This window comes from Paenibacillus sp. 1SOY10, from assembly GCF_056836745.1.
The window spans coordinates 646,708-668,138 of sequence record NZ_JBXENK010000002.1 but is presented as its reverse complement, the minus strand read 5'-3'; the positions used below and the strand labels follow the sequence as shown (position 1 = coordinate 668,138).

The 21,431-nt window shown below is 47.9% G+C and carries 17 protein-coding genes; 2 read left to right on the top strand and 15 right to left on the bottom strand.

Annotated elements, in window-relative coordinates; genetic code table 11:
• Window positions 1–12 precede the first annotated feature (12 nt).
• Together pflB and adhE are read right to left on the bottom strand one after the other, a co-directional pair.
• Window positions 13–2,274 (bottom strand): formate C-acetyltransferase, encoded by a 2,262-nt coding sequence (pflB, locus tag AC1VOR_RS08890; RefSeq protein WP_482617280.1) that lies wholly within the window; start codon window positions 2,272–2,274, stop codon window positions 13–15.
• Between the two features lie 250 nt (window positions 2,275–2,524).
• Entirely contained in the window at window positions 2,525–5,140 is a 2,616-nt protein-coding gene (adhE, locus tag AC1VOR_RS08885) for a bifunctional acetaldehyde-CoA/alcohol dehydrogenase (RefSeq protein ID WP_482617279.1), read from the bottom strand.
• Between the two features lie 452 nt (window positions 5,141–5,592).
• Here adhE and AC1VOR_RS08880 point away from each other — a divergent pair, with 452 nt between their 5' ends.
• On the top strand, window positions 5,593–6,309 hold the full coding sequence (locus AC1VOR_RS08880; protein ID WP_059052331.1) for a Crp/Fnr family transcriptional regulator: 717 nt from the start codon (window positions 5,593–5,595) through the stop codon (window positions 6,307–6,309).
• Between the two features lie 126 nt (window positions 6,310–6,435).
• Here AC1VOR_RS08880 and AC1VOR_RS08875 read toward each other — a convergent pair whose 3' ends face one another.
• From AC1VOR_RS08875 to AC1VOR_RS08850, 6 genes are all read right to left on the bottom strand, one after another.
• Window positions 6,436–7,218: a formate/nitrite transporter family protein gene (locus AC1VOR_RS08875; protein ID WP_482617278.1), complete on the bottom strand. Its 783-nt coding sequence runs from the start codon at window positions 7,216–7,218 to the stop codon at window positions 6,436–6,438.
• Window positions 7,219–7,240: 22 nt separating this feature from the next.
• Window positions 7,241–7,585 carry a nitrite reductase small subunit NirD gene (nirD, locus tag AC1VOR_RS08870; RefSeq protein ID WP_482617277.1) on the bottom strand — a complete coding sequence of 115 codons (345 nt, stop codon included), beginning with the start codon at window positions 7,583–7,585 and terminating at the stop codon, window positions 7,241–7,243.
• A 24-nt stretch (window positions 7,586–7,609) separates the two neighbouring features.
• Window positions 7,610–10,048, bottom strand: a complete 2,439-nt coding sequence (nirB, locus tag AC1VOR_RS08865) for a nitrite reductase large subunit NirB (RefSeq protein ID WP_482617276.1) — start codon at window positions 10,046–10,048, stop codon at window positions 7,610–7,612.
• Window positions 10,049–10,335: 287 nt separating this feature from the next.
• The gene (locus AC1VOR_RS08860) at window positions 10,336–10,902 is read right to left on the bottom strand and encodes an FAD-dependent oxidoreductase (protein ID WP_482617275.1); all 567 of its coding nucleotides are present in this window, start codon (window positions 10,900–10,902) and stop codon (window positions 10,336–10,338) included.
• A 60-nt stretch (window positions 10,903–10,962) separates the two neighbouring features.
• The gene (locus AC1VOR_RS08855; RefSeq protein ID WP_482617274.1) at window positions 10,963–11,280 is read right to left on the bottom strand and encodes a winged helix-turn-helix transcriptional regulator; all 318 of its coding nucleotides are present in this window, start codon (window positions 11,278–11,280) and stop codon (window positions 10,963–10,965) included.
• 200 nt (window positions 11,281–11,480) lie between these two features.
• Window positions 11,481–12,191, bottom strand: a complete 711-nt coding sequence (locus AC1VOR_RS08850) for a TerC family protein (protein WP_482617273.1) — start codon at window positions 12,189–12,191, stop codon at window positions 11,481–11,483.
• 456 nt (window positions 12,192–12,647) lie between these two features.
• On the opposite strand from AC1VOR_RS08850, the gene msrB reads away from it, so the two are divergent.
• Entirely contained in the window at window positions 12,648–13,619 is a 972-nt protein-coding gene (gene msrB, locus AC1VOR_RS08845) for a peptide-methionine (R)-S-oxide reductase MsrB (protein WP_482617272.1), read from the top strand.
• A gap of 26 nt (window positions 13,620–13,645) precedes the next feature.
• On the opposite strand, the gene AC1VOR_RS08840 is transcribed toward msrB, so the two are convergent.
• From AC1VOR_RS08840 to AC1VOR_RS08810, 7 genes are all read right to left on the bottom strand, one after another.
• Entirely contained in the window at window positions 13,646–14,311 is a 666-nt protein-coding gene (locus AC1VOR_RS08840; RefSeq protein ID WP_482617271.1) for a YitT family protein, read from the bottom strand.
• A 310-nt stretch (window positions 14,312–14,621) separates the two neighbouring features.
• Window positions 14,622–15,134, bottom strand: a complete 513-nt coding sequence (locus AC1VOR_RS08835; protein WP_059052324.1) for a Crp/Fnr family transcriptional regulator — start codon at window positions 15,132–15,134, stop codon at window positions 14,622–14,624.
• 213 nt (window positions 15,135–15,347) lie between these two features.
• Window positions 15,348–16,094 (bottom strand): type I methionyl aminopeptidase, encoded by a 747-nt coding sequence (gene map / locus AC1VOR_RS08830; protein WP_482617270.1) that lies wholly within the window; start codon window positions 16,092–16,094, stop codon window positions 15,348–15,350.
• A gap of 205 nt (window positions 16,095–16,299) precedes the next feature.
• Window positions 16,300–16,590: a stage VI sporulation protein F gene (locus tag AC1VOR_RS08825; RefSeq protein ID WP_059052322.1), complete on the bottom strand. Its 291-nt coding sequence runs from the start codon at window positions 16,588–16,590 to the stop codon at window positions 16,300–16,302.
• Window positions 16,591–16,676: 86 nt separating this feature from the next.
• On the bottom strand, window positions 16,677–18,722 hold the full coding sequence (recG, locus tag AC1VOR_RS08820) for an ATP-dependent DNA helicase RecG (RefSeq protein ID WP_482617269.1): 2,046 nt from the start codon (window positions 18,720–18,722) through the stop codon (window positions 16,677–16,679).
• A gap of 27 nt (window positions 18,723–18,749) precedes the next feature.
• Complete coding sequence (locus tag AC1VOR_RS08815; RefSeq protein WP_482617268.1) at window positions 18,750–19,622, bottom strand: DegV family protein; 873 nt, start codon at window positions 19,620–19,622, stop codon at window positions 18,750–18,752.
• Window positions 19,623–19,653: 31 nt separating this feature from the next.
• Window positions 19,654–21,426: a DAK2 domain-containing protein gene (locus AC1VOR_RS08810; RefSeq protein WP_482617267.1), complete on the bottom strand. Its 1,773-nt coding sequence runs from the start codon at window positions 21,424–21,426 to the stop codon at window positions 19,654–19,656.
• Window positions 21,427–21,431 lie beyond the last annotated feature (5 nt).

The window sequence follows — 21,431 nt, the reverse complement described above, 5'->3', positions numbered from 1 at the left end:
CAGACAGGTTACTTACATTTTACCGTGGAATGTACGATTTACGACATCCAATTGTTGTTCGCGAGTCAGCTTGATGAAGTTAACCGCATAACCCGAGACACGAATTGTCAATTGCGGATAGTTCTCAGGATGATCCATCGCGTCGAGCAATTGCTCACGATTGAACACGTTGACGTTCAGATGATGCGCATGGCTACCGAAGTATCCGTCCATCATCGATACAAGGTTCGATTTACGAGAAACATCATCTTTACCCAGTGCCTTCGGTACGATGGAGAAGGTGTTCGAAATGCCGTCCAGGCTGTGCTCGTAAGGCAGTTTTGCAACAGAGCTCAGGGAAGCAAGTGCACCCTTCTTGTCGCGGCCATGCATTGGGTTAGCACCAGGAGCAAACGGTTCGCCCGCTTTACGTCCATCTGGTGTAGTTCCTGTCTTCTTACCATAAACAACGTTGGATGTAATTGTCAAGATCGATTGTGTTGGCATAGCATCACGGTACGTTGGATGTTTGCGAATCATGCCCATGAATTTCTCAACCAGATCAGCGGCAATCTTGTCAACGCGGTCGTCGTTGTTACCGTAGCAAGGATATTCGCCTTCAATTTCGAAGTCAACAGCGATTCCGTTTTCGTTACGAATTGGTTTAACTTTGGCATATTTGATTGCGCTCAGGGAGTCGGCTACAACCGACAATCCGGCGATACCGCAAGCCATAGTACGCAGAATGTCGCGATCATGCAACGCCATTTCGATGCGTTCGTAGTTGTATTTGTCATGCATGAAGTGAATCACATTAAGCGTATTGACATACAGCTTAGACAACCATTCCATCATTGGAACAAAGCGTTTCATGACTTCATCATAGTCAAGGTATTCGGAAGTCACGGCTGGATATTCTGGAGCTACTTGCGAGCCGTATCTTTCGTCTTTACCACCATTGATAGCGTACAACAAGCATTTTGCCAGGTTCGCACGAGCGCCGAAGAATTGCATTTGTTTACCGATTCTCATAGCGGATACGCAGCAGGCAATACCATAGTCATCGCCATATACCGGACGCATCAGATCGTCATTCTCGTATTGAATCGAGCTGGTTTCGATCGATACTTTAGCACAATATTTCTTGAAAGCTTCTGGCAATTGTTCAGACCAGAGAACGGTAAGGTTAGGTTCTGGAGCAGCTCCCAAGTTGTCAAGTGTGTGCAGGAAGCGGAAGCTGTTCTTGGTTACACGGGTCACGCCTTGTACGGACATCCCGCCGATGGATTCCGTTACCCAAGTAGGGTCACCACTGTAAAGTTCGTTATATTCTGGAGTTCTCAAGAATTTGACGATACGCAATTTCATGACGAAATGGTCAACGAGTTCTTGAGCTGATTCTTCAGTCAATACACCTTCAGCCAGGTCGCGTTCAATGTAAGCGTCAAGGAACGAAGATACACGTCCAAGGGACATTGCAGCACCATCTTGTTCTTTAACGGCTGCCAGGTAGCCGAAGTACAGCCATTGGAAAGCTTCCTTCGCATTGTTAGCCGGTCTGGAGATGTCGAATCCGTACATTTCACCCAATTGCTTCAACTCGGCCAAAGCACGAATTTGCTCGGACAGTTCTTCACGTTGGCGAATTACCGCTTCATTCATCACGTCAACTTCAAGTTCTTTGAGCTCTTGTTTCTTTTGTTCAATCAGGAAATCCACACCGTAAAGAGATACGCGGCGATAGTCACCAATAATACGGCCACGGCCGTAAGCATCAGGCAAACCTGTGATAATCCCTGTATGACGGGCATTTCTCATATCTGCAGTGTAAGCGTCGAAAACGCCTTGGTTATGTGTTTTGCGAACATTAGTGTAGAGATCTACGATTTCTTCCGGAAGCTCGAAGCCGTAAGCTTTACAAGCTGTAATAACCATCCGAACCCCGCCGTTCGGACGAATCGTCCGTTGGAACGGAGCAGAACCTTGAACGCCAACGATTTGCTCTTTAGCTTGATCAAGATATCCAGGTGCATGGGAAGTAATGGTCGAAGGCGTATTAACGTCAACATCCAGTACACCACCAGCATCTCTTTCTTGCTTGGACAAGCTTGATACGATATCCCACAGTGCTTTCGTGTTGGCAGTTGCGCCTTGCAAGAAAGCTTCGTCCCCATGGTAAGGCGTAATGTTCGTGTCAATGAAATCTTTAGTATTTACTTCATTCATCCACTTACCGGGTTTAAACCCTCTCCATGCGACTTGCTCATTTTTAACTTCTTTTTCGATCACCGACATCTTTATTCCCTCCATATTATATAGTGGTCGCGGACTGAAGGATTTATTCCGCGCCTCATGATCCCTTAAAATTTGTGATACTTTTCACAACTTTTATAAAAATTGCGCCCGGATATCACTTCCGGGTCCAGTCCGTCATAAATCTATGAGGGATCATTTATAATGTAATCATAGCTTAACTACCTATAAAAGATTGTGACAAATATCACATCAAGTGATATTTGTCACGTTTTCAAGCAGCTCTGTTCACTTATTTTTCAAATCTTCCGTAGAAGGCATCGCGGTAGACTTCAGCCAGTTCAGTTACGAGTGGCAGCTTAGGGTTAGCTGTTGTACATTGGTCTTCAAATGCACGATCTGCCAGGTAGTCAACACGCGATTCGAAGTCCTTCGGATCAAATCCAAGCTCTTCGAAAGTCTCTGGAATGCCCAGCTTGCTGTTCAGATCACGAATGGCTTTGATCAGGCTCTTAACGCCTTCTTCCGTAGTCCGGGCAGGCAAGCCCAGAATGCGAGCGATTTCTGCATAACGCTCGTCAGCGATAAAGTTGGTGTACTTAGGCCAAGCGGCAAATTTAGTTGGCTTCTTGGCATTATAGCGAATGACATGCGGCAGCAGAATCGCATTAGTACGTCCATGAGCCGTATGATATTGCCCGCCCCATTTATGCGCCAAGCTGTGGTTAATGCCCAGGAATGCGTTCGAGAAGGCCATCCCGGCAATAGTCGAAGCATTATGCATTTTTTCGCGAGCCAGCTTATCTCCAGTCAGGGCCGATTGCTCCAGGTATTCGAACACCAGTTGAATCGCCTTGATGGCCAGGCCGTCCGTATAGTCATTAGCCATTACAGACACGTAAGCTTCGATAGCATGTGTTAATACGTCCATACCTGTATCAGCAACGGCTGTTTTCGGCAAGCTGTAGACAAATACAGGGTCGATGATAGCCACATCTGGTGTCAGCTCATAGTCAGCCAAAGGATATTTGGTGTTTCCATTAATTTTATCGGTAATTACAGCGAACGAAGTTACTTCGGAACCTGTACCGGATGTTGTTGGAATCGCTACAAACTTAGCTTTGCGTCCCAGCTTTGGATACTTGTAAAGGCGTTTGCGGATATCCAGGAATTTTTGCTTCAGGTTAAAGAAGTCTTCATCCGGATATTCGTAGAACAACCACATTCCCTTGGCAGCATCCATTGGGGAACCGCCGCCGAGAGCGATAATGCAGTCCGGTTGGAATCTTGCCATCATTTCAGTACCACGTTCTACCGTTGTTGTCGATGGATCAGGCTCCACCTCGGAGAATACTTCAATAGCGACCGGTGTTTGACGTTGACGCAGGTAGTGCTCCAGTCTTTCTACATATCCAAGCTTCACCATCATAGGGTCAGTGACAATCAATACACGCGAGATATCCGGCATTTTGGCAAGATACTGAGTCGAGTTCTTCTCAAAATAAATTTTGCTTGGTACTTTAAACCATTGCATATTCACGGTACGACGATTCACCCTTTTCACATTGATCAGATTGACGGCTGTAACGTTCGACGATGTCGAGTTGCGTCCATAAGATCCGCAGCCCAATGTCAACGATGGCAGGTTGGAGTTGTAGATGTCACCGATACCGCCTTGCGAGGAAGGCTGATTGACCAAGATCCGGCAGGTTGGCATCTGATCCGAGAAGCTTTGAATGATATCTTCATTATTCGAATGAATAACCGAAGAGTGACCCATGCCTCCGAAATGAACGATTTCAAGCGCGCGTTCGATACCTTGCTCGGCATTTTTCACTTTGTAGCAAGCCAGAACCGGGCTCAACTTCTCAGCCGACAGCGGGAATTTCGTTCCCACGCCTTCGATTTCAGCTACCAAAATTTTAGTACCTGCTGGTACGTCAATGCCACACATTTCCGCAATTTTGCTGGCTGGTTGCCCAACGATAGCCGGGTTAACAGCACATTTCTCAGCAATGATGGCCCCTGCGGTCAATTTAGCTGCTTCATCCTTATTCACAAAGTAACAGCCGTTGGCAATCATTTTCTTCTTCACTTGATCGAAGATAGGCTCTTCAATAATAACCGCTTGTTCAGAAGCACAAATCATACCGTTATCGAATGTTTTGGAAAGGATCAGGTCGTTAACCGCTTGATTGATATCTGCACTCTTCTCAATGAAGCAAGGTACGTTACCAGGGCCTACGCCAAGCGCCGGTTTGCCGCAGCTATATGCTGCCTTTACCATTGCAGAACCACCGGTTGCCAAGATGCAGGCCACATCAGGATGATTCATCAAAGCGTTAGTGCGGTCCATCGACGGATTCTCGATCCATTGAATGCAATCTGCAGGCGCGCCATGCTTCACTGCTGCTTCAAGCAATATTTTAGCGGCTTCCGCGCTACAAGCCTGTGCGGATGGATGGAAGCCGAAGATGATCGGGTTGCGTGTCTTGATGGCAATCAAAGCTTTAAAGATGGTCGTTGAAGTCGGGTTGGTTACCGGAGTAATCCCCATAATAATTCCGACTGGCTCAGCAATCTTCTGGAAGCTGTCGAAATCATTGTCTTCGATGACACCTACCGTTTTGTCGTACTTGATGCTGTGATAGATGTACTCAGTAGCAAACATGTTCTTGATGATCTTGTCTTCGTAAACACCGCGTCCAGTTTCTTCGATCGCTAGTTTGGCCAGATGCATGTGCTTATCAAGTCCAGCCAGCGCCATAGCTTGTACAATGTTGTCAATTTGCTCCTGATTCATGCTCATGAACGCCTCAGATGCCTTTTTACCCTTGTTGATCAAAGTTTGAATGTAGTCCTCTGCAGTGGGTTGAGTTTTTGCTGCCACTTCGTTTTTAACGGCCATCTCTCTCATCCTCCTAAATTTGGTAAGGAAGTACCTGCGGTGTTGGAAGTTCTTTACATAGTGAAAATTTTCACTTACAGGTCCAACCTTCGGAAGCTGATGTGCTTCTCTTTATGGTTTGATCATATCACAGCCTTTTTCGTTTGTATAGTGAATTTTTTCACATACTTTAAAAAAGATGAAACTTTTCACTTGTTATGATTTTATTTTCATATATACTTTACATTATGTTGTTTTCTGAACACCTTCTGAGTAGCCTGCTTCTCCTGTTTTCGTATCCTTATTTTTACGGTTAGGATTATTCATGCTTCTCATTTGATAAAGTGAATTTTCTCACAATGTTGAAATTTCGACACTTTTTCAGGCTTGAATAGCCCCAAAAATGAAAAGAAACGTTATATAATTAATTTAAAATTTTCAGAAAAATTTGGAGTACAAAGGGGAAATCAATGATGAGTGAAATTGTAAGTGCCACCCTGCCCCGCGGCAATACGAGCTGTTTCACAGAGCAAAACTTCAACCGCCTTCTAGTCACAATGAAAGACAAAGCATATCCTGAGGGAACGCATTTGTTTTGGGAAGGTGATTTTTCCGATAAACTGTTTTATATCAAGCGTGGCCGTGTTAAATTAACCAAATCCACCGATGAAGGCAAAGAATTGATTCTTTATATGTATGGCCGCGGTGATATGGTTGGGCAAGCCGACCCCTTCTTCAGCACGAAGCATAGCTTCACGGCTGAGGTCATCGAAGATTGTGAAATTGGCGTTATCGAGCAGAAGGATCTGGAGATTATGATCTGTCAGCACTGCGATTTTGCCATTGACTTTATGAAATGGATGGGCATTCACCACCGCCTCACGCAAACCAAGTTCCGCGACTTGATGATGTATGGTAAGCCAGGCGCACTCTGCTCTACACTGATTCGCCTTAGCAATACGTATGGCGAACCACATGGGGACACCATTTTAATTAACAAGAAGATAACGCATACAGATCTGTCCAATATGATCGGCGCTACGCGGGAGAGTGTTAACCGTATGCTGAGTGATCTTCGTAAGAAGGATGCATTGGAATACGAGAATGGCATGATTGTGATCAAGGACCTCGTTATGTTGCAGGATATTTGCCACTGTGAATTATGCCCCAATGAAATTTGCCGCATCTAATCGGCTGGCTTTGTATACGCCCTCAGCCCGTTAAAACCGTCCCCCTGGTCCGTTGGAGACGGTTTTTTGCTGCGCTATTACCCGGTCTTGCGATAAACAGCAATAAATCAAAACCCCACTATACACCTATGCTCGCTTGCGCAGTGGAGAGACAAACCAGTAGGCCATACCTACGAATACAGCACCGCCGACCATATTCCCTAACGTAACTGGCACCATATTGTGCGCCCAGCCGACCACTGTAATGGTTTCTGGATGATTGGGCAACAGCAGGGACAGGCTTAATAAGGTCATATTCGCTACGCTATGCTCATATCCACTGGCGATAAAGGCATAAAGGCACCACCACAGCAGCACCAGCTTTGCGATATCCTCTTTCGTCCGATTAGCCATCCATAACGCGAGACACACCAGCCAGTTACATAGAATGCCGCGAAAAAACAGCTCCGTCACAGGTGCGCTCATCTTCTTCGCAGAAGCAGCAAATAGAAGATGCTCCGGGGCGGCGCTCTTAAATAACCCGCTGCCCACCATCAACAGACAAAGGAGTATTGCCCCAGCCAGATTACCCAAAAATACGAGGCTCCAGTTCTTGGCCGTATCCCTTACAGTAGTGCGTCTTGCTAAGGTGCTGATGGTAAAAAACATATTATTACCTGTAAACAATTCCGAGCCAGCAAAGACAACCAAGGTCAACGCCAAGCCAAAGGACATTCCCATCAGCATCATCTGATAAGGAGACTTCTCCGCTGCGAGCGGCGCCCCGATACTGAAGATCAATATAATAGCCAACCCCACGTAAGCGCCAGCCAGCATCGCCGACACAAAATACCTCGGCAGACTTTCATTCATTTTGTCCTTCTTCTTAACTGCCGATTCCACTAGCGCTTCTATATTAGAAGAAAACAAGTTTTTTCCCTCCCTATCGATATTAGACCTGTTCCGGTAGCGCCGCTATCCATACCTCACCGTTCTCTACCTTGACCGGCACCATCTGTAGCTGCCCGGTATCGGGGGCTTGAACTAGACCGCTGGTTAAATCAATCTTCCAATCATACAGCGGATCATACAGATAGTGTTCGGACACGATTCCTTCAGCAATGGGCCCTCCCTTAGGATGTGGGCTTTGATTCAGCGCAGCGAAGACTTGATCATCCGAGGTACGGAAGACCGCAATCTGCTGTCCTCTTATTTCAATTACTCGACCGATTTGTGGTAGAAATTCCTCTACCGAACCTGCCAAATAAAATCGTTCATTCATCTCCCGACTTTTCATCGTCATGCTCTCCCTTCATATTGATTAGTTCAACTGGTTGCTGACTTCAAGGCTGTGGAACAGTTTGTCCCGGCTTCCTTCATCCTTTAACATCTTCTTCCATGGGTCTGTAACCTGCTTTAATGCAAATTCTATCCGATGCATAAGCTGCTTCCGATTCTCAATATCCTCAACTACTATCGACTGGATATGCTCCAACCCCATGCGCTCTACCCATTCTGATGTTCTTTCCAAATAATTGCCCGTTTCACGGTAATATTGCATGATGGCTCCGCACAACTCAATCAGTTCTTCATCCGTCTTAACCTTGCACAGCGGATCTGCCAGCCGTGCCTTGATTCCGCCGTTACCACCAATAAAGATTTCCCAGCCTCCATCGTTCCCCACAATTCCGATGTCCTTGGTACATGACTCGGCGCAATTGCGCGGACAGCCGTTAACGGCCATTTTGAATTTTGCAGGAAAATCAAGCCGCTCAAATTTACGCTCAAGCAAGGCCCCCATGCCCATTGAATCCTGGGTACCAAATCGGCAGAACTGCGAGCCAACACAGGTTTTAACCGTTCTCAGCGATTTGGCATAAGCGTAGCCTGACGGCATATCGAGCTCTTCCCACACCTTAGGCACGTCTTCCTTCTTTACACCGATCAAATCAAGTCGCTGACCACCAGTAACCTTGACCACCTTCACGTCGTATTTGAGGGATACATCAGCAATTCTCTTCAAGTCCTCCGGTGTCGTCACTCCCCCATACATCCGTGGCACGACCGTGTACGTACCGTCCTTCTGAATATTGGCGCTCATTCGTTCGTTGACAAATCGAGAGGCCTTCTCGTCTTCATGCGTATCTGGATACACCATGCCCAGATAGTAGTTGATGGCCGGTCGACACTTGGAGCACCCCTCAGGTTGATCCCAGCCCAGTACATTCATGACCTCTTTGGTCGTCTGCAGGCCCTTCCCCTTGATCTCCGCTACAATCTCATCCCGACTTAGTGTTGTGCAACCACAGATGCCCTGCTTGGCCGTTTGTGTAAAGCCATCGCCCAATACATATTGCAATATTTGCTCAACTACCGGCTTACAGCCCCCACAGGAGCGAGTCGCACCAGTACAAGCTTTAATTTCATCCACTGTCGTCAATCCTTGGGTTGTAATAACATCCACAATCGTTCCCTTCGTTACCCCGTTACAACCACAGACAATTTCATCATCAGCCATCGCTTCAACAGAAGCACTTTTCTTGCCTCCTTCGCCACAACAACCGCCACCTATTAATGAAGTATATATTTCCTCAGTCATGTCCACCTGCTGCTTGGTCAGCTTTTGCAGCTCGGCTGAATCCGAAATATCTCCAAAGAGCACGGCACCTACGAGCTTGCCGTCCTTCAACAATATTTTCTTATAGGTACGCTTCCACTCGTCTTTGCTCACAATCACAGAATGCTCCGGTCCATCCAGGAACTCTCCGGTCGAGAACACGTCAACTCCGGAAATTTTTAATTTGGTCGATACAACTGAACCGACGTAAGGAGCCGTCTCAACACCACTGATATGCTTAGCCATCACCATGCCCTGCTCGAATAAAGGAGCAACCAGACCATAACAAGTCCCTCTATGCTCCGTGCATTCGCCGACTGAATATACGCCTTCCAGCGAGGTTTGCATGAAATCATCGACTACGATTCCCCGATTGACTGTAAGTCCACTTGCCTGAGCCACCGTTACATTAGGCTTGATGCCTACAGCCATCACAACGAACTCGGCAGCAAGCTCGGTCCCATCAACGAACCGCAAGCCGGTCACTCTCTGGTCTCCTAACAATTCCGAGGTTTGTGCGCCCAATTTGAACTTAATCCCTTGGCGTTCCAGCTCGGCTTTCAACATGCTGGATGCTTGGGGATCAAGCTGACGCTCCATCAGGTCTTCCATCAAATGGACCACCGTTACGTCCATGCCGAGCTGTACCAGCCCTTTGGCCGCCTCCAAGCCAAGCAATCCGCCAGCGATGACCGCCGCCGTTTTGCAAGTTTTTGCCGCATCTAACATCTGCTCACAATCCGCTATATCACGGAAGCCTACTACACCTTGTTTGTCACAGCCCGGAATTGGGAGAATAAACGAATTAGAGCCAGTTGCAATTAGTACCTTATCGTAAGGTACACGTTGCCCGTTTGTCGCTATAACTTCCTTGGCCCCGGCATCAATACGCTCCACGGTTGTCCCAAGATGCAGGCTAATGCCGTTATCCTTGTACCAATTCAAATCATTTAGTACGATATCATCCATCGTCTTACTGCCTTCAAGTACATATGAGAGCATAATCCGGTTGTAATTGGGATACGGCTCACTACCGAAGACGGTAATATCAAATTTGGATGTCAATTTGAGAATTTGTTCCACCGCACTCATGCCGGCCATGCCGTTACCAATCACGATCAATCTCTCTTTGTCTTTACTCATTAATTTGCCTCCTCCAGTTCAAACTGACTGTGCCTATGCACTTTAAGCTTCAACCTGAATCCTATACTAAAAGTGTATAGCTTCAGAAAGAGGTTATTGTGATTCTATTCACAACCAATGTGAAACGATTCATAATGAATTGTCATTTCTCTTGTTTGTCAGTGTGCTATTATTCATTGATTTGTGATGCAGATTCCTATCAGCAGCGGTATTTCTAGAACAAAATAAAGAGGCCTCCCTATGGGAAGACCTCTTTAGAAGCTTACTAATCAATGTATAATTGATAATTATTTAAGTAAATCATGGTCAACGTAACGCTCGCCATTTAATTCGCTAATCAATTCGATCGCGACTTTGGCACCATCTCCGGCGGTAATGATGGTATGCACACTCACACCAGCCACAGTACCGGCAGCCCAAACACGGGGTACGCTGGTACGGCCTTCACCATCTGTAGCGATTACCGTCTTAATGCGAGGCTCGCGCCCTTCCTTAAGCTCCAGTCCGGTAGCGCTTGCAAGTTCCGTGATTGCACCTGTAGCCAGAATGATATGAGAGGCTTCATAACTGCGGCCAGATTCCGTCTTCAGGGTGACCTTGGAGCCACCATTGGTATCAATCGCAATTACCTTTTCCTCAATGAATTTAGCGCCAAATTTCTCAGCTTGTTCCCGTCCGATCTTCAATAAATCGGGGCCGGAAATCTCCTTGGCACCATAATGATTTTCAATCCATGCTCGTTTAGTCATGCTGGCGTTGCCGTCCAGGACGAGCGTCTCTTTCCCCGCCTTGGCCAAAAAGAGTGCTGCACTGGCTCCGGCCGGCCCTGCTCCAATTACAATAACCTCAGCCACAAGTACACCCACTTTCTATATTATTCATGCCGTTCCAGCTAGCCTGAAACGGCATGCCAATCACTTAATCCATTCCGAGGCCCAGCTCTGAACCTCTTCCATGACCGGACGTAGTGCTCTTCCCTTGTCCGTCAATTCATATTCAATCCGTACCGGCGTCTCGGGATACACATGTCTTATTAAAATTCCTTCAAATTCCAGATCCTTCATCCGTTCCGAAAGCATCTTGTCACTCATGGAAGGAATCTGATTGGAAATATCCTTGAATCGCTTCGGCCCGCTCATCAGTGTCCTAATGATCAGCCCGTTCCAGCGCTTGCCCAGAAAGGAAAAAGCCGATTCGAAACGTGGACACATCGCATGAGAATGCTCTTCCATAACATCACCTCATTAATCATGGCCAGCTAAATGCTTAATGCTTACATTTAGTTAGTATATTTCATATTAGCATATTTAAGCGAATAAAGTAAGGGGGGCCTTTCGGATTTAAAAAAACGACCGCCTTGGCGGCGGCCGCTAATTACTATAGTATATTACATTCGCAGTGACTTATACCGGGCATATCTTCAAGCGCTTTATCACCGCGATACTTGTGATGCTTGAGCAGCTTGAAGCGCATCCTGACGCATCTTCTCTCTTCTTTTCTTCATTTGCGTACCCAGTCCTACAACAGCGAGGATAACCAGGATCTCAAAACTGTATTTAAGCCATCCGCTGGCAAACCATCCATGAATCAGTGGCTCGGCCACAATCATCTTGGATGCCGTCCAGGCCAGCACGGCTGCACCAATCGTAATAACAACCGGGAAGCGTTCTGTCAGCTTCAGTATCATTGTGCTGCCCCACACCATGATTGGAACAGAAATGGCAAGTCCCATAATAACCAGCAGATTATCACCATGGGCCGCACCAGCTACAGCCAGGATATTATCAAGGCCCATCATGGCGTCGGCTATGATAATCGTACGAATCGCTGCCCACATCTGATTACCGGCTTTGATATCATGGCTCTTCTCGTCGACCAGCAGTTGATAAGCGATCCATACCAAGGCAAGTCCCCCGGCAAGTCGCAATCCAGGAATCAAGAGCAGTTGTACCACCAACAAGGTCATAATGACCCGAATGATAATCGCTCCGACCGTGCCCCATATAATAACCTTCCTCTGGTCTTTCTGCGGAACATTTCTAGCGGCAAGTCCAATGACAATAGCGTTGTCCCCGGCAAGGACAAGGTCAATCAGGATGATGGATAATAAAGCCATCCAAAACTCAGGTGTTAATAACTCCATATTCTCTCCCCTTTCTATTCTCCATGCTGGGAACCCCACTTTGTTGGAGGATTTCTTCTGTGCAAAGCCGCCACTACCCGCAAACAGAATTAGTTTTGCTGTCTGCAAAACATTTCATGCAGCCGAAGCTACGGGAAGAAACTCCAGCCTTCCTCCAAAAAAAACACGCCGTGTCCGTATCGGGCACGACGCAAAATTTGCATCAAAAAAACCTTTACCCAATACTCGCTAGGGCAAAGGTCTCGCTAACAACTCATTGGTTGCCAATAAAGCCGGGGTATGTATGATTCCCGTATTGACGACTTTACTGTAACAGCTACTCCCCTTTGGGAACCATGCATGATCAATGGGATTATTATAGCACGTGCCCCTCAAGAGCACCAGCCTTTTTGAGTGCATTTTGGGTTTTGAGGAAAAGCCGCTATAATGATAATACGAAACGGAGGGATCTAGGCGATGAATTCAGAATCAAATTCCAATCTTAAATTAGCCGCTTTTGCAGGAGGCTGCTTCTGGTGTATGGTCTCCCCATTTGAGGAACTGCCCGGTATTCACGGTATTATTTCCGGTTATACGGGCGGACACACATCCAATCCAACTTACGAGGAAGTCTGTGCCAGTAACACTGGGCATTATGAAGCCGTTCAGATCACCTATGATCCGGCTGTATTTCCTTATCGCAAGTTGCTCGAACTCTTCTGGCAGCAGATTGATCCTACTGATGAAGGCGGACAATTTCATGACCGCGGCGAATCCTACCGCACGGCCATTTTTTACTACGACGAGCAACAACGGCTTGATGCCGAAGCCTCCAAGCTGGAGCTTGCCCAAAGCGGTCGGTTCGATAAACCGATTGTCACGGAGATTCTTCCTGCGGCAACCTTCTACCCCGCCGAGGAATATCACCAGCAATATCACCATAAGAATGCGGGGCATTACAAGCTCTATCGCAGAGCCTCCGGGCGCGAAGATTTTCTGGCTAGACACTGGTATGGCCCGTCCAATCCTGAAGCACTGAGAGCGCGTCTAACCCCAATTCAATATGAAGTTACGCAAAATAGTGGCACAGAACGTCCGTTCACCGGAGAATATTGGGATACGGAAGAAGACGGAATTTATGTCGATATCGTCTCAGGAGAGCCCTTATTCAGCTCTCGGGACAAATATGATGCGGGTTGTGGCTGGCCAAGCTTTACCCGTCCTCTGCAAAGCTACGTTATCAAAGAGAACACGGATACCAGTCATGCCATGGTTCGCACTGAGGTCCGCAGCAGACTGGGCGATTCCCATCTGGGCCATGTGTTCGAGGATGGCCCAGAACCTACCGGGTTACGATACTGCATTAATTCCGCTGCCCTACGCTTCGTATCCAAGGACAATTTAGTCAAGGAAGGATACGGAGAGTACCTGCAACTGTTCGACAATTAAAGTAACAGAAAAAACGGCACAAGCCTTCAGGCTCGTGCCGTTTTTTCCTTCACCCGTTGATAGGGTAAACGCATAGGTGCCAATTGTGCATGCCCGTAATGAACCGTCCAAGTAATAACCTTACCGGCAATGACAATGGCCATAATCGTAAACATTGTTTCCTTAAATGGCAAGAATAACAATGAAATCGTCAAGACTACAGCATCCATCAGTACAAATACAGTACCGATTTTCAGCCCGGACCATTGGCTCAGCATCATGGACAAAATGTCGTCCCCTCCGCTAGCCGCGCCTGCTCGAAGCACCAGGCCAGCCCCAAATCCGGTTAACAGACCTGATAATAAAGCAGCTAGCGGCAAATTGTCCTGCATGTTCATCGTCAGGGGCGAATACCTTTCGCATAGATCGTATACTAAGGAAAAGGATACCGATGCCACCAGCGTATACACGACAAATTTGTAGCCCTTCAACCAACAAGCCAATGCCATCACTGGCAAATCCAATACAATAATCGTCAATGCCGGTGGCAAGCCAAACAAATACTTGCCAAGCAAAGCTAAGCCTACGAAGCCGCCCTCCGACAATCCGTTCTGAAAGTTAATATGATAATACGTAAACGCCAATAAACATGAGCCCGCTAACATCATCAACAACCGAATTCCGTCAACTTGCCATTTTGCTTTTGTCCTCATTTGAAATCCCTCTTATTCGTAGGTTTGGTTGACCTTCCGGCAACACCTACGGAGGAAAATCCTGGAGGAGTTCATCCTTCGCATGAATTCACTCTTCTTTCGTAGGTTTGTCGCCTTTGCCGACTAACTACGAAAGGAGCTAAGTATAAGAGAGATCACAACGTTTCCAAATCGTCCTTTGGGATTTCGTCCTTCGGGGACACATGGTATCCTGATCCTTTCTGTTTTGAATTTCTTCTATATCTATTATATCACAGAGCTAGTCATGACTGCACGGCTTCCGCCGTGGGAACTCTTGTTTTTTTTCATGTTAAGATTTGTCATGCCCGTGGCCCCGGAGCAAGCGGTTCACCGTCTCACGGCGAACACCGATTAACTGACCAATCTCTTCCTGCGTCAAATATTCGGTTAACGGGACCCCATGGGCATGCTGGTCCAGCCACTTGCTAAGCAGTTCCATGCGTTCAGCCGGCGTCCCCACCGTCAAATGATCCAGGCGCTCCTGCATGAAACGGAACTTGTCCTGTAGCATCTCGGCAATCTCCAGCGGCTTCTTGGGGTCCTCCTGCAATTCGCGATACCAGGTCTTTGCTGGAATGACCTCGACCTCACTACGCATCAAGGCAATGGCAGTACCATGGATTTCTTTGGGCGAAATCAAAGAATGGTGAGGGACCGTTTCCCCCGGGTACAAAATGTTGAACAGCACCATATTCCCGTTCTCATGCAAACGCATCACTTTGAACAGACCGCTCTTAATTTGATATAAGTAAGTGCCTTCGTCCCCTTGCCGGAACAAGATCTCGCCTTTATGTAAAATCATGCCTAATCTCTCCATTCCATCATTGCAATTACATTTATTATAGCAAAAATAAAAAGACCTGTCCCCGTCCTCATATCCTCCCTTTGGAACAAGTCAAATCTGCGACATGCGACTGTTATATCAAGAGCCGGGGCTAAAACAAAAGAAGGATCAAAAAACGGCCTCTCAGGTTTGGTTGCACAACCCGAAAGACCGTCTAGGCATCACGTTATCTTAATGAGCCGTCAAGATTAATGGACCATCTCCGGTAATGGCAATGGTATGCTCATATTGCGCCGACCACTTGCCATCCGCCGTTCTCGCTGTCCAGCCGTCGTTATCGATCTGAATACGGAAGGTCCCCTCATTAATCATCGGTTCCACGGTGAAGACCATGCCCTCCTTCAGACGAATCCCCTTGCCTGCCACGCCGACATGCTCATAATTAGGTTCCTCATGCAAGCTGCGGCCAATGCCGTGACCCAGCAAATCACGAACCACCGAGAAGCCATTAGCTTCCGCATGCTGTTGAATGGCTGAGGTCACATCCCCAAGCCGTCCTCCAGGAAGCGCCTGAGCGATACCCAGTTCCAGGCATTCCTTCGTAACACGCACTAGCTTGGCAATCTCAGGACGCAACTCCCCAATAGGGAAGCACCAGCATGAATCACCGTACCACCCCTCATATTCCGCAACAATATCCAGCTTAAGCAGATCTCCCTCCTGCAACTTGCGATGGGACGGAAAGCCGTGGGCCACCACATCGTTGACAGAGGTACAAGTTTCCGCCGGAAAACCCTTGTAGCCTTTGGTGAACTGCTTGCCTCCCAATTTGGTAATATGTCTGGCTACAAAATCATTAATTTCCTGCGTTGTTATGCCCGGGGCGATTAGCTTGGCCACCTCGCGATAGCAATCAGCAACAATCTGGCTGGCCTTCTTCATCTCTTCAATTTCCCTTGGTGATTTCAATATAATCATTTCTGCTTCTACTCCTCCACTACTTCTATGTCCAGACTACCAAAATAGCTTTAACAATGCAAAGCTGGCAAGGTGTTTCATTTCATTTCAAGCTTGAAGTACAAACGTCGGGACCCGATAGACATCATCCACAGAAGTCACGGCAGAACAAACATCATAAAAAACAAGGACCTCAGGTAACTATACCTGGGTCCTCTTACTTGGCCTAGCGAAACATCCCCCACAGCCGAAGTAAATGTAGTGTATTGCGTGGATCAATCTTCTGATCGATGACAAAATGGACAATCTGCTCCTCCTGAGCTGTGCTGAGCCGTTCCCCAAGCACGGAGGCCGCTGATTTCACCAGTCTGCGCACCTTGACACGGTCCTGCAAATCTGTACGGGTCAGGCCGTCCACCATTTTTTTAATCCGGTCCTTGATAGCCGGATTTTTCATTTTCAGCTTAATGCGCTCTACCAGTTGTGGGCTAATTCCATATTGATGATAACTCGGCATCGTAACAAGCACCTCCTGTTCCGTCATACGGGCTCTAACCCTAATATATGACGTAAAGGCTGTACATAGTGCGGAGTAAATCCTCGCTAATCAATCAGCTCGCCTTGAAAAATCTGCTCCCGCCGCAAAAATTCCCGCAAGGCTTCATATTCCGGAGATGTCCAGAAGGACTCATCCCTCACCAGACGTGTGGTATCCTCTCTTGCTTTCTCCAGCACCTCATAGTCACTCACCATATCCGCAATACGGAAGTCAGGCACACCACTCTGCTTGGTACCAAAGAAGTCTCCCGGGCCACGCAGTTCCAAATCCCGTCGCGATACCTCGAATCCATCATCCGTCTCCGTCATGACCTTCATCCGTTCCTGGCCAATCTCCGACTTCGGATCGGCAATGAGTACACAATACGAAGCATGCTCCCCACGCCCTACACGTCCGCGTAACTGATGCAATTGAGATAAGCCAAACCGGTCGGCATCCATAACGATCATCAAGGTGGCGTTTGGCACATCCACACCTACCTCGACAACCGTAGTAGACACAAGGAGTTGCACCTCGTTGTCGTAGAAAGCCCGCATCACTTCATCTTTCTCGTTAGCCGTCATCCGGCCATGCAGCAAACCTACCTGAAAGTCAGGAAACGCTTGCTGCATCGATACGTACAAATCAATAGCGTTTTGCACGTCCAGCTTATCCGATTCCTCGATGAGTGGACAAATCACATACGCTTGTCGCCCCTGGGATACCTCCCTTGAGATAAAGCCCAACACGCGGTCCATCATACTATGCTTGACCCAATACGTCGAGATCGGCTTACGGCCCTTCGGACGCTCTGACAACGTAGATACATCCATATCACCAAAGGCGGTAATGGCAAGCGTACGCGGAATTGGCGTCGCCGTCATCGTCAGCACATCCGGATTAAAGCCCTTGCGGCGCAATATACTGCGCTGATTCACCCCAAAGCGGTGTTGTTCGTCCGTCACGACCAGACTGAGAGAACGGAAGAACACATCCTCCTGGATTAAAGCATGGGTGCCGACCACGATATCGGTTAATCCCATTTGCAGCGAAGCAAGCAAATCCTTGCGCTTGCGTCCCGTCACGCTCCCTGTCAGCAGCCCTACCGTAATGCCAAACGATTCAAACAGTCGGCTCAAGGAACGGACATGCTGCTCGGCCAATATTTCCGTAGGTACCATAAAGGCTCCCTGATGACCTGACCTTACCGCAGCATATAGCGCTATAGCGGCGATGACCGTTTTCCCGGAGCCAACATCCCCTTGCAACAGCCGGTTCATACAATAAGGAGAACGCATATCGCGCAATATTTCCAGCTCCACTTTCTTCTGAGCATCCGTTAGCTCAAAGGGCAAACTACGCACAAATTCACGGATCGTCGCATTATCCGCTTCATGAGCCACCCCATCCATACGCTCATGATTCATCGCCCTGTAGGCCTGCAACTTCAATTGGAACAGGAATAATTCCTCATAGACCATGCGGCGCCTTGCACGCTGACCTTCCTCATTATCTTGAGGCTGGTGAAGTCTTAAAATCGCTGCCTTCCGGGGCATCAGGTCGTATTGCCTCAACAACTCCTGCGGCAATATTTCCGGAATCATCTCCCCATATTGCTGCAACGCTTGTCCAATGGTCTTACGAATCCATGCCTGTGTAATTTTGCCCCCTACCGAATAGACTGGCTGGAGGCTTCCGCTGCGCACCGTCCCCCGGTCGGGGAACTCCGAATCCGTTGCCGTAAGCTGGCTACGACGCATATCCCATTTTCCGGTGAGAATAATCTCCCGTCCTGCGGTCAACTGGTCCTTGAGAAAATGACGGTTAAACCACGTAGCCGTAAACATCCAGTCCTCGGCCACCATCTTGCAGGTCAGTCGCGATTTTCGTCCATACCGCTGTAGCACGGGCACCCCCATGATCTTAGCCTGAACCGTCACCTTCTCCCCATCCTTCGCCTCGCTGAGAGAGCGCAGTCGGTAATCCTCATAACGGAAGGGATAATATTCAATTAGATCCTTTACCGTAAAGACGCCAAAGGCGTGAAGCTCTTCTTGCTTAAGAGCGCTCACGCCGTTAACTTGCCTTACGGGGATGTTGTTCAAGTCCATAGAACATAACCCTCGCTCATCTTATAATCACGATGCAGGCCATATGAAGACCGCTACAGTGCCATGTCCGACATGGGAGCCAACAACCGCTCCAATGCTGGTGCGAACCACCTCATGCAATGTGAAATGCTGACCCAGTAGATCAATAATTTCATTGGCACCTTCCGGATTAACGCTATCACACACAGCCACATTGATATCCTTGGTATCTTTGAAATCATTTACAAATAGTTCAATGACCCGGGAAACCGCCTTTTTGCGTCCACGGACCTTATCCACTGCATAAATGACGCCTTCCTGGTCAACTGACAAGATCGGCTTGATATTTAACAACGTCCCCAGAACGGCCGCCGCTTTGCCAATTCGCCCGCCCTTTTGCAGGTATTCGAGCGAGTCCACCAGAAAATACAATCGCCGCTCCTGGCCAAGATGACCAACCTCTGACACGATTTGCTCCAAAGGTGCTCCTTGTTTGGCCAGCCTTGCTGCATGCACAACTTGCAGTCCAAAACCATAAGTTGCGCAAAGCGAGTCAATCACGGTGATATCCAAAGCCTGTCCTAGCTCTTCCTCTAACATCTCCTTGGCAAGCACGGCAGATTGGTAACTACCACTCATACCTGAAGAGAGATGAATAGAAATAATCGGCGAGCCGGGATAGGCTCCCAAAAAATTGCGGTATACCTCAGCATAACGGGATGGAGAATTCTGAGAGGTCGTCGGCAACACCTTGGACTCGGCTAATTTGTCGTAAAATTGTTCAACCGTGATATCAATACCTTCAATGTAAGATTCTTCGCCGAAGGCGAGTCTCATCGGTACGATATGAATGCCATACTCCGACACCATCTCCCGGGGAATATCCGCCGTACTATCGGCAACAATAACAGCCTGAGTCATGGGGCCACCATCCTCTCTTAGCTCATTTCAATCAGGATTCTACCGAGAACAAATAATAATAAATCGGTTGTCCACCATTATGCACTTCCACTTCCACATCCGGATATTTCTCATGAATCCAGGCAACTAGTGCATCCGTCATCTCCCCGGCAGTTTCCTCGCCCACAAGAATCGTGACAATCTCGTCCCCATAAGCCAGCATCTTATCAAGCAAGCCCTGGCTTGTCTCCAGCAAGCCTTCCTCCGTAGCCACGATCTTGGAGTCGGCAATGCCTATATAATGTCCGGCAGTAATCTCAAGGTCATCAAACGTCGTATCGCGAACAGCATAGGTCACCTGACCTGTTCTTACATGCTGCACGGCGTTCAACATATTCTCCTCATTGCTGTCCGCGCTTTCTTCTTCCTGGAATGCAAACGCTGCGGCAATTCCCTGCGGAATACTCTTGCTCGGAATCACGATGACGCTGCGTTGTCCTTCTAACAAGTCGCGGGCCTGCTGGGCAGCCAATATGATATTCGAGTTATTCGGCAATACGAAAACATGCTCCGTCGAAATCGACTCAATCGCTTTAACAAAATCCTCCGTACTTGGATTCATCGTTTGTCCTCCAGACAATACGACATCCACACCCAAGCTGGTGAAAATATCCGAAATGCCTTGTCCCGATGCAACTGCAATAAAGCCATAAGGAGCCAATTCATCCGCTGGCAATCCCGCCGGATCTACTGGACGAGCCGGTTCAGCCGGAATATCGGCGAACAGTTCAGGCATAGATGCCGCATCCATCCCGGCCGTCAGCAAATCACGATGCTGTTCGCGCATATTCAGAATATGAATTTGCGTAATTTCACCATAACGAAGCGCCAAGTTTAAGACGTCGCCCGGTGTTTTGGAATGAACATGCACCTTAATAACTTCGTCGTCCGAAATTACGATAATAGAATCGCCATTTTTTGACAGCGCTTTCCGGAACTTCTCTTCATCAAACGGAACATCCTTGACATCCCCAAGCTTGCGATTAATGAAGAACTCCATATCATACAAAAATTCAATACCTTCCGTGTCAAGTTGAGCCTGCGCGGAAGAAGGGACATAAAGTGCGGCTGTCGCTGCTTGAGCCCGAAGCTCAGCATCCGGACGTACAGAAGCTTGTCCAGATGAATCCGCTAATTCCGGAATAGCATTTCCGGTCAGGTATTCCAGAAATCCTTCATAAATATATACGAGTCCTTGACCACCCGAGTCCACGACGCCCACCTGCTTAAGTACAGGTAACAAATCTGGTGTGCCTGCCAAGGCTTCCTTCGCCTTCGCGAGCACCTCGCCCATCAATTCCGTTACATCCGTAGTTCTGCGTGCGTAAAAAGCCGCGTGTTTGGCGGCTTCCTTCGCTACCGTCAAGATCGTCCCTTCCACCGGTTTGACAACTGCCTTGTAGGCCGTCTCAACACCGCTTTGCAACGCAGCGGCAAATTGAACCGTATTCAGTTCCTCCAACGAAGCGGCAGAGCGGCCAAAACCGCGGAATAGCTGAGACAAGATAACGCCTGAGTTCCCCCGTGCGCCCATCAGCAATCCTTTGGACAAGGTAGAAGCCCGGCTTCCCAAGCCTCCTGATCCATGATTTTTCAATTCGGTTACACCGGCCGTCATCGTCAAATTCATATTTGTACCCGTGTCTCCATCAGGGACCGGAAATACGTTAAGCGTATTGACATGCTCGGCTTGCTCGGCCAAACGCTGCGCTCCGGCCAAGACCATCGCGGTGAAATCTGTTCCATTTAAAGAACGCTTACTCAATGAAG

Coding starts and splice junctions, on each gene's coding strand:
- AC1VOR_RS08850 (WP_482617273.1), bottom strand. CDS start 12,191: ATGGAGTTATTAACACCTGAGTTTTGGATGGCTTTATTATCCATCATC.
- AC1VOR_RS08835 (WP_059052324.1), bottom strand. CDS start 15,134: ATGATTTTACATAAAGGCGAGATCTTGTTCCGGCAAGGGGACGAAGGC.
- pflB (WP_482617280.1), bottom strand. CDS start 2,274: ATGTCGGTGATCGAAAAAGAAGTTAAAAATGAGCAAGTCGCATGGAGA.
- msrB (WP_482617272.1), top strand. CDS start 12,648: ATGAATTCAGAATCAAATTCCAATCTTAAATTAGCCGCTTTTGCAGGA.
- map (WP_482617270.1), bottom strand. CDS start 16,094: ATGATTATATTGAAATCACCAAGGGAAATTGAAGAGATGAAGAAGGCC.
- nirB (WP_482617276.1), bottom strand. CDS start 10,048: ATGAGTAAAGACAAAGAGAGATTGATCGTGATTGGTAACGGCATGGCC.
- nirD (WP_482617277.1), bottom strand. CDS start 7,585: ATGAAAAGTCGGGAGATGAATGAACGATTTTATTTGGCAGGTTCGGTA.
- AC1VOR_RS08815 (WP_482617268.1), bottom strand. CDS start 19,622: ATGACTCAGGCTGTTATTGTTGCCGATAGTACGGCGGATATTCCCCGG.
- recG (WP_482617269.1), bottom strand. CDS start 18,722: ATGGACTTGAACAACATCCCCGTAAGGCAAGTTAACGGCGTGAGCGCT.
- adhE (WP_482617279.1), bottom strand. CDS start 5,140: ATGGCCGTTAAAAACGAAGTGGCAGCAAAAACTCAACCCACTGCAGAG.
- AC1VOR_RS08855 (WP_482617274.1), bottom strand. CDS start 11,280: ATGGAAGAGCATTCTCATGCGATGTGTCCACGTTTCGAATCGGCTTTT.
- AC1VOR_RS08825 (WP_059052322.1), bottom strand. CDS start 16,590: ATGCCGAGTTATCATCAATATGGAATTAGCCCACAACTGGTAGAGCGC.
- AC1VOR_RS08880 (WP_059052331.1), top strand. CDS start 5,593: ATGAGTGAAATTGTAAGTGCCACCCTGCCCCGCGGCAATACGAGCTGT.
- AC1VOR_RS08840 (WP_482617271.1), bottom strand. CDS start 14,311: ATGAGGACAAAAGCAAAATGGCAAGTTGACGGAATTCGGTTGTTGATG.